Source organism: Peribacillus sp. NPDC060253, assembly GCF_042727425.1.
Taxonomy (GTDB): Bacteria; Bacillota; Bacilli; order Bacillales; family DSM-1321; genus Peribacillus.
Window position 1 is genome coordinate 1 of record NZ_JBHXAS010000175.1, and the last position, 7,269, is coordinate 7,269.

Consider the following 7,269-nt stretch of genomic DNA (forward strand, 5'->3'; position numbering starts at 1 on the left):
TATAAATATAATATTGCTAAATTTAAAAGGTGAAAGCTTTTTTAAGAAGAAAAAAAACACATCATAATTTTTTCTAATCTCAAACTTTAATCCTTCATCAGAATAGCTGCTTTTTGTTATAGTATAAGGAAAATACGGAGTAATTCGATTTATCTTATCTTCTAAGAACATTTCCAATTTAATAGATTTAACCAATTTTTTAATGTCGTTTTTTATTAAATAAGATTCTTGCTTTCTTTTTGCTCTTATTAATAAAGCTCCTTTACATTTATATAAAAGTAGTTCAAACAATTTTAGAAATCCCGTCCATAAATAGACCAAAATGAAATAAATTATTATACATTTAAACCAACTCAAAAATCTTCCCCTCTTTCAAAAATAAGTAAATAGCTTTTTTCCATTATACCAATAACTAGTTTCATAGTAATAGGATTAATTCACTAAACCGCACTGGTTGACGAGTAACGGTAGATAATCATTTTCCCGATAAATCTATTGAAACGCCCATAGAATCGCATTAACGGTTCAACTAATAGTTCAATAATGAAAAAAAAAAGACGCCCCGTTGTGGGACGCCCAATTCATTCACGTGCAAGTTTGACGGTTTTATTCAGTTCCGCAATATTATCTTCACCTTCCGAATATAGCTTCCAAATTTCTTCTATATCGTCCGTTTCTTTTGCATCTAAATAGAAGTTGATTGTTTCGTTCGCCCAATCTATAAGCGGTTTATTTTTATCTAATTCGGCATAATACCTTATTTCGAACAAAGCGTCAACTTTGTGCGAATCAATATCGACATATAGGTTTGCAATAAAAGTTTGGTTCGGAATTTTCTTTCCGTTTTTATCTTCGACATACATTTCGTCGGGTTCAAAGTCGCCTTCAAATGAATATTCATTTCCAAAATATTCGGCAATAAGTCCCATAATCATTCCTTCACGTTGGTCGGCCGTTACTTCGGGCGGTTTTCCTTCAAATTCTTCGTCATATTCATAAGCCGCATTGACATAATAACCCGATTTTTTATCGAAGACGTATCCGTTTTCATATATAACACCCGTTTCCTTTGGGTCGCTATTGTCGTCCATTAAAAAACCTTGATATGCTTTGTCTGTTTTCGGAAGGCGTCCTTCTTTCGGAAGTTCCCATTCCGCCCACCGCTTCCCAATTTCATCATAAGGTGAAGGAAGTTCCGCAATCTTTTCTTCTTTCGTAAGCTCAACGCTTTTTTCTTTTTCAACATTACTCACTTGAGCCGTCGATGTTTCATTTGTGCTACACCCCGCCAAAAGCAAAGCCGAAGTGACGGTTAATGTGCCGATTAAATATGTAAATTTCATGTTGTTTCCCCCTCTGTTACATTCATCCATTTTATCACTAAAATGCTGTAAATGGCGAGCTACGGGAGTTTATGAAGATTATATGTAAATCCTATTCAAACGACCATAAAAACATCCAGTGATACGATAAAATAAAAAATCTTTTATCTCGGATTATTACGAAACCGTTTAGCATGATGATATGCGTTTTTAATTTGTTCACAAATTAGACACAAAATCCTCTTAACTTTTCAATTCTTCACACTACAATCTCTTTATCAAGAAAAGCAAGTCCCTGTACAGGACATTACATATAAAACAAAAAACTTAAATTATTGGAGGAAACACGTATGTTAAACAGAGTTATATTTTCAGAAAAGGTTTATTACAAAATCGCAGACCTAGGATTTTTATTCGGTCTATCACCATACAAAATGAAAAAAGTATTAAAAGAGCAAAATATCGAGACTACCAAACTTAAAGGTTTTGGACGCTCGGTGTTTGTTTTGGAGGATAATGTTTCTGCAATTGAAGTCGATGGCAAAATAACAATCGTTAAAACGACCATTGACGAGAAAATCAAGGAGAAAACAGTTAAGAAACCCACTGCTAAAAAAGCAAAAACCAAGAAAAGTTTTAAAAAGAAAAATGAAGTAAAGGAGCTCCCGAACGATAGCGCTGAAAAAGTTGAATCGGTTAATGAGCAAAACCCTGAACTTCAGAAGGAATTTGATGAATTGTTGGAAAAAGGCATGGTAATAGGACGGAAATTCTATATGGCAAATGAAATGGACATTGTTAATGCAATCGAAGCACGACATAACCTTGATTTAAAAACTGTCACCCTTGATGACATTGAAAAAATGCGACCACTTATCGCTGATTTAGAAAAAGCAGAAGTGGATTTAACGGGACAAATACCGGCATGAAATTAATTTAATAAATCCCTCGGTGCTTCCTTCCAAATGGATACTGTTCAATACAATGAAATAGTGAAAGTACGACAAACAAAAAACTAAAAAACTCGGAGGAAACAAAAATGAAAACAATCACATTATCACTTGAAGGAACTGAATTTAATCAAATCGCAGTTGACGGAGAAAACGCTGTGTACTACAACGCTGAACTAAACAACCTGATTATTGTACGAACAGATGCCATTAACGATGAAACGCTAAGCAAAAATGACGATACAATTGAAGACGTATTTGGTTACCTCGTTGGAGACCGTTGGGAACACTTTTGTGCATCTGCTGAATATTACAATAACGCCGCAATTTTTGTTCACAAACCATGGCACACAACAACTGACTTCATTGCCAATTATGATTTAAACCCCGCAAAATTGTTGATGCCAAATCGCAGTGTAAAAGGTTTTACACGAGCATTCCACAAAGTTTGTCCTGAATTAATGCCTTACAAACTGATTGAAGTTATGAATGGCAAAGCGTATCGTTATGGTGAAATTCCTGAAGAAGTTATGGACGCACATTGTTGAAGTAACGAATAATAGCATACGAACAAAAACCGTCCAGTTGATTCCTGGGCGGTCTTTTCATATTACATATACCAATCACCGCAATGACTTACAACGTCATGCAGACGTGGACAATGTGCTTTATGAAGTGAATCAGCATGAGTTTGTTTAGGATTTACTTTTTGGACTTTAACAGCATACATTGGATTAACGCTACGGATTATTTCCTAAGTAAAAGAAGTTACTTGGGATAAAATCCGTAGCGTTTTGCATTTACGGTTCTACTAAAATATCAATTTTATTAAGGTTGAATCAATAGTATCACTCTTTTACCTTTTCATTTAATAGCCATGTTTCGTTAATTCGATTCATGGCTGTTTTAAATTTATTTATGGCGCTTTTTATATTGCTATATCGGATTGGGCGTCATACAGTACTTTCGCTTTTCTTTCAAGTTCCTTTGTAACGGTTAAATACCATGTTCTTTTTGAAGTGTTCCATTTTTTAAGTAATAAGAAACCTTCCCAATTTAACTCATACATTGCTTTTAGAGACATATCCTCATTAAGCATCACAATAATGACATATTCAAACTTTTTTTCTTGTGGTAGTTCAGAGTCTGGGTCATTCAATCCATTGAATACACTTGTCCTTTTATTTGTAGTTGCTTTTATGCTATAACGTTCATTATTTGCATTTATAGCGTCCACATATTTCGTTCCTACTCCTACCGCTTGTAAGTTGGGTAACAATGGCGACTTGCTATAAAAATCGAGCGTTTTACGTTCGCCAAAGTCTCCAACAACATTGTACGTCTTTATGGCTCCGTCGTCCTTTAGACTTTTTCGAAGAAAACCATATAATTCAATCTTTTCATCAGAGTCCAACATTACGATTGCTTCTTTTATTACATCCAACATCAGAATCACTCCTTCTAAATTATGGTTCAATATATAATTACCACGTAAAAAGAGCAATTCCTTCCAATTACCGAAAAATATTTTTGTAATATAATTTTTGAATATTAATATTCAATTACTTATCCAATCGTAATAAAATGGAATTTTGCTTGTATCAACTTTAGGTCTTGACTCATCGACAAATTCCGTACACGATTCCTTATATCCGACCACTTTTTTCAATGCTCCTGTTAAATATTTACCGAAATTCCGTACTTCTTTATTTTTCAGCACTTGAGCTAAAACTTTATTAAATAATGATTTGGTGATTCCTTGTTTACTAAATTTTAAATATGTATCATAAATAATTTTATCTTGAGAAACGTCCTCTTGTTTAACAATATTATGTATTAAATCTTTATTTGGATTAGAAATATAAACTAAAGAATTAGTAGAAGAAATACTAGAAGTGATTTCAGCAACCTCGTTTGGTTCGTTGGTATCCTTGATATGCTCCGTTTGTTCACCGTTTGACATTACCGTTTGACATTCTTGTGGAACAAAGGTAAAAACGAGTGCAGCGAATTTTTCTTCTACATTCCGATTTTGTTCAATCGTAATTAAATCAGAACATTTTTCTTTGATTTTCTTTAGGTTACGTGAAATAGTACTTGCGGTCACTTTGCACTTTTCAGCAAGAGTAGAATTTTTCTGACTCACTACGAATGAATCCTTTGCGTATGCTTGACGAGTAATCGCCTCGATAATAGTAAACATCGTACTGCCTGTTTTAACGTTCAGTCGTTCAAGTAAACGTTTCTGAATGATGTTGATTTCGCTTTTTACATCCATTTCTACTTCTCCTTTGATTGCCAAAGAGAAATCATGCTATAATTAAACATGACATTTCCTTCGGGTTATGTTGTGGAACGAATGGTAGGGTGCCAGCCCTATAATCCATTCGTTTTTATTTTTATCGTAACACAGAACAAATGTTCTCTAAACTAGTGCTGTTAAAATAAATTTTTTAATGGAGAATATTTCTTATGGCTTTCAGATACATCGGTGGCGAATAGATTTACATACTTTTTTGTTATTTCCATTGATTGATGACCAAGCATCGCTTGTAAGTGAAACGCTGAACCTCCATTTTGAATGAACAATCTAGCGTGTGTATGGCGGAACGTGTGACATGAAACCCTAACGTCTTTTATTCCTGATAATCTGGCATAATGAGCGATTCGATTTTGAACACTCCTTGGTTTCAACTTTCCACCATCTTGATTAATGAATAACTTGTCCGTATTGCACTTTCCTCGAACCTTGATATAAATATCAAGTTGCTCCTTCATCTTTTTGCTTATCGGAAGCAATCGCTCGAAATATGTTTTGGTTTCTCTTATTGCTATTGAATCTTCTTTTACATCTGATATTTCAATTCCGGTCAATTCATTGAGCCGTATACCAACATCAATAAATAACATCATGATGGTAAGGTCTCGCAGACCCACAAAAGTTTTATTGTCGCATAGCGAAAATAATATTTTTAATTGCTGTTCTGATAATGAATTTACTATTTTATTGCGTTCCTTCAACAGTTTTACATTCGCCATCAGATTCTTTTTGATATGTTTATTCTTGTATAGGAATATGAAGAAACTCCGCAAGGCACGTAATCTGGTGTTAATACTGGTCGCCTTCAATCCACTTTCCTGCATATTTAAAATCAGCAATTTTATATCACGTTCAGTCATATCCACTTTAGTTCTTTTAATGGCATTAAATTGTTCTTGATAATATTTCAAAGTGTGTGGACGTAAATTCCTTAGTTTGCAATCTTCAAAAAATAATTTAAGTGCATCCTCATCTGTGGTAACATACATAGTTTTGGTAACGATTTTTATTTCATCTTCCGTAAGCAATATTCTTCGTTTACTCACCGCACATGACCCCCGCACATTATTAGTGTCAAATCTGTAGTGTGAGAAAAATGAAAAAAGGCCTTACACAATTAAGTGTAAGACCTTGATACAACAGCACTCTTGGCTGCTTCATGATACCGGTGGCCGGGGTCGAACCGGCACTCCAGAGGAACACGATTTTGAGTCGTGCGCGTCTGCCAATTCCGCCACACCGGCATGTATGTTGGAGGCGGCAACCGGAATCGAACCGGTGGTAAAGGTTTTGCAGACCTCTGCCTTACCGCTTGGCTATGCCGCCAACGTTTTTGGAGCGAAAGACGGGATTCGAACCCGCGACCCCAACCTTGGCAAGGTTGTATTCTACCACTGAACTACTTTCGCATATGGCTGGGCTAGAAGGGATCGAACCTTCGCATGACGGAATCAAAATCCGTTGCCTTACCGCTTGGCTATAGCCCATTAACGTTGTATTTATTATATCACATTTATTGAAAAATGGGGCGACTGATGGGAATCGAACCCACGAATGCCTGAACCACAATCAGGTGCGTTAACCACTTCGCCACAACCGCCATTATAAGATTTAAATTGGCAGGGGTAGTAGGACTCGAACCCACACTGGAGGTTTTGGAGACCTCTGTTCTACCTTTAAACTATACCCCTATAAGATGGTGGAGGGGGGCAGATTCGAACTGCCGAACCCAAAGGAGCGGATTTACAGTCCGCCGCGTTTAGCCACTTCGCTACCCCTCCGCATATGGATGAAACATGGTGCCGGCAAGAGGACTTGAACCCCCAACCTACTGATTACAAGTCAGTTGCTCTACCAGTTGAGCTACACCGGCACTACTATGGTGGCTCAGGACGGAATCGAACCGCCGACACAAGGATTTTCAGTCCTTTGCTCTACCGACTGAGCTACTGAGCCAAACAATAAAAATGGCGGTCCCGACGGGAATCGAACCCGCGATCTCCTGCGTGACAGGCAGGCATGTTAACCGCTACACCACGGGACCATAGATTGCGGGGACAGGATTTGAACCTGCGACCTTCGGGTTATGAGCCCGACGAGCTACCGGACTGCTCCACCCCGCGACGTTAATAATGTTGCTATAATGAATCAAGTTTTCGTGTTTATCGTTTCAATAGGATGAATAATCAAACCCATTATGTAGAAACAACCTGATCTTATTTAAAAATGGTGGAGGATGACGGGATCGAACCGCCGACCCTCTGCTTGTAAGGCAGATGCTCTCCCAGCTGAGCTAATCCTCCAATATGTTGTCTTAATGGTGACCCGTACGGGATTCGAACCCGTGTTACCGCCGTGAAAGGGCGGTGTCTTAACCGCTTGACCAACGGGCCAGGTAAAAATGGCGGAGAGCAAGGGATTTGAACCCTTGAGACAGGGTTACCCGTCTACACGATTTCCAATCGTGCTCCTTCGGCCACTCGGACAGCTCTCCATAATGGCTCCGCAGGTAGGACTCGAACCTACGACCGTTCGGTTAACAGCCGAATGCTCTACCACTGAGCTACTGCGGAACAATACAAGCTTGGCGACGTCCTACTCTCACAGGGGGAAACCCCCAACTACCATCGGCGCTGAAGAGCTTAACTGCCGTGTTCGGAATGGGAACGGGTGTGAC

7 protein-coding genes, 15 tRNA genes and 1 rRNA gene are annotated in these 7,269 nt (G+C 37.7%); 2 read left to right on the forward strand and 21 right to left on the reverse strand.

What is annotated here, in order from left to right:
* Both ACFWE9_RS24905 and ACFWE9_RS24910 read right to left on the reverse strand, forming a co-directional pair.
* Positions 1–291 (reverse strand): hypothetical protein (locus ACFWE9_RS24905; protein WP_377359331.1); only part of this gene is annotated, 291 nt, incomplete at its 3' end.
* A gap of 290 nt (positions 292–581) precedes the next feature.
* Entirely contained in the window at positions 582–1,343 is a 762-nt protein-coding gene (locus tag ACFWE9_RS24910) for a hypothetical protein (RefSeq protein ID WP_377359333.1), read from the reverse strand.
* 329 nt (positions 1,344–1,672) lie between these two features.
* Between ACFWE9_RS24910 and ACFWE9_RS24915 the strand changes: the two genes are divergently transcribed.
* Together ACFWE9_RS24915 and ACFWE9_RS24920 are read left to right on the forward strand one after the other, a co-directional pair.
* A complete protein-coding gene (locus ACFWE9_RS24915; protein WP_377359335.1) occupies positions 1,673–2,251 on the forward strand; it encodes a hypothetical protein in 579 nt (192 codons plus the stop codon).
* A gap of 110 nt (positions 2,252–2,361) precedes the next feature.
* The gene (locus ACFWE9_RS24920; RefSeq protein WP_377359337.1) at positions 2,362–2,820 is read left to right on the forward strand and encodes a hypothetical protein; all 459 of its coding nucleotides are present in this window, start codon (positions 2,362–2,364) and stop codon (positions 2,818–2,820) included.
* A 380-nt stretch (positions 2,821–3,200) separates the two neighbouring features.
* Here the strand turns inward: ACFWE9_RS24920 and ACFWE9_RS24925 are convergent, their stop codons facing one another.
* The 19 genes from ACFWE9_RS24925 to rrf form a co-directional block, all read right to left on the reverse strand.
* Positions 3,201–3,719 (reverse strand): hypothetical protein, encoded by a 519-nt coding sequence (locus ACFWE9_RS24925; RefSeq protein ID WP_377359339.1) that lies wholly within the window; start codon positions 3,717–3,719, stop codon positions 3,201–3,203.
* A gap of 111 nt (positions 3,720–3,830) precedes the next feature.
* Complete coding sequence (locus tag ACFWE9_RS24930) at positions 3,831–4,550, reverse strand: hypothetical protein (protein WP_377359341.1); 720 nt, start codon at positions 4,548–4,550, stop codon at positions 3,831–3,833.
* Between the two features lie 161 nt (positions 4,551–4,711).
* Complete coding sequence (locus tag ACFWE9_RS24935; RefSeq protein WP_377359343.1) at positions 4,712–5,638, reverse strand: tyrosine-type recombinase/integrase; 927 nt, start codon at positions 5,636–5,638, stop codon at positions 4,712–4,714.
* A gap of 117 nt (positions 5,639–5,755) precedes the next feature.
* Positions 5,756–5,836, reverse strand: a tRNA-Leu gene (locus ACFWE9_RS24940).
* An 8-nt stretch (positions 5,837–5,844) separates the two neighbouring features.
* Positions 5,845–5,918 (reverse strand) — tRNA-Cys (locus tag ACFWE9_RS24945).
* Positions 5,919–5,926: 8 nt separating this feature from the next.
* Positions 5,927–6,001, reverse strand: a tRNA-Gly gene (locus tag ACFWE9_RS24950).
* Positions 6,002–6,004: 3 nt separating this feature from the next.
* Positions 6,005–6,079: transfer RNA gene (locus ACFWE9_RS24955), tRNA-Gln, on the reverse strand.
* A 37-nt stretch (positions 6,080–6,116) separates the two neighbouring features.
* Positions 6,117–6,192: transfer RNA gene (locus ACFWE9_RS24960), tRNA-His, on the reverse strand.
* Positions 6,193–6,209: 17 nt separating this feature from the next.
* A tRNA-Trp gene (locus ACFWE9_RS24965) sits at positions 6,210–6,283 on the reverse strand.
* A gap of 6 nt (positions 6,284–6,289) precedes the next feature.
* Positions 6,290–6,373: transfer RNA gene (locus ACFWE9_RS24970), tRNA-Tyr, on the reverse strand.
* 16 nt (positions 6,374–6,389) lie between these two features.
* Positions 6,390–6,465: transfer RNA gene (locus ACFWE9_RS24975), tRNA-Thr, on the reverse strand.
* A gap of 7 nt (positions 6,466–6,472) precedes the next feature.
* Positions 6,473–6,548: transfer RNA gene (locus ACFWE9_RS24980), tRNA-Phe, on the reverse strand.
* Between the two features lie 12 nt (positions 6,549–6,560).
* Positions 6,561–6,636: transfer RNA gene (locus ACFWE9_RS24985), tRNA-Asp, on the reverse strand.
* 5 nt (positions 6,637–6,641) lie between these two features.
* A tRNA-Met gene (locus ACFWE9_RS24990) sits at positions 6,642–6,715 on the reverse strand.
* A gap of 104 nt (positions 6,716–6,819) precedes the next feature.
* Positions 6,820–6,895, reverse strand: a tRNA-Val gene (locus ACFWE9_RS24995).
* A gap of 15 nt (positions 6,896–6,910) precedes the next feature.
* Positions 6,911–6,985: transfer RNA gene (locus ACFWE9_RS25000), tRNA-Glu, on the reverse strand.
* A 9-nt stretch (positions 6,986–6,994) separates the two neighbouring features.
* Positions 6,995–7,086, reverse strand: a tRNA-Ser gene (locus tag ACFWE9_RS25005).
* Between the two features lie 4 nt (positions 7,087–7,090).
* A tRNA-Asn gene (locus tag ACFWE9_RS25010) sits at positions 7,091–7,165 on the reverse strand.
* 9 nt (positions 7,166–7,174) lie between these two features.
* Positions 7,175–7,269: ribosomal RNA gene (gene rrf / locus ACFWE9_RS25015) — 5S ribosomal RNA — on the reverse strand; the annotation flags it as partial.

Excerpts from the sequence above, each read along its gene's own strand:
- ACFWE9_RS24910 (WP_377359333.1), bottom strand. The coding sequence starts at position 1,343 with ATGAAATTTACATATTTAATCGGCACATTAACCGTCACTTCGGCTTTG.
- ACFWE9_RS24915 (WP_377359335.1), top strand. The coding sequence starts at position 1,673 with ATGTTAAACAGAGTTATATTTTCAGAAAAGGTTTATTACAAAATCGCA.
- ACFWE9_RS24920 (WP_377359337.1), top strand. The coding sequence starts at position 2,362 with ATGAAAACAATCACATTATCACTTGAAGGAACTGAATTTAATCAAATC.
- ACFWE9_RS24925 (WP_377359339.1), bottom strand. The coding sequence starts at position 3,719 with ATGTTGGATGTAATAAAAGAAGCAATCGTAATGTTGGACTCTGATGAA.
- ACFWE9_RS24930 (WP_377359341.1), bottom strand. The coding sequence starts at position 4,550 with ATGGATGTAAAAAGCGAAATCAACATCATTCAGAAACGTTTACTTGAA.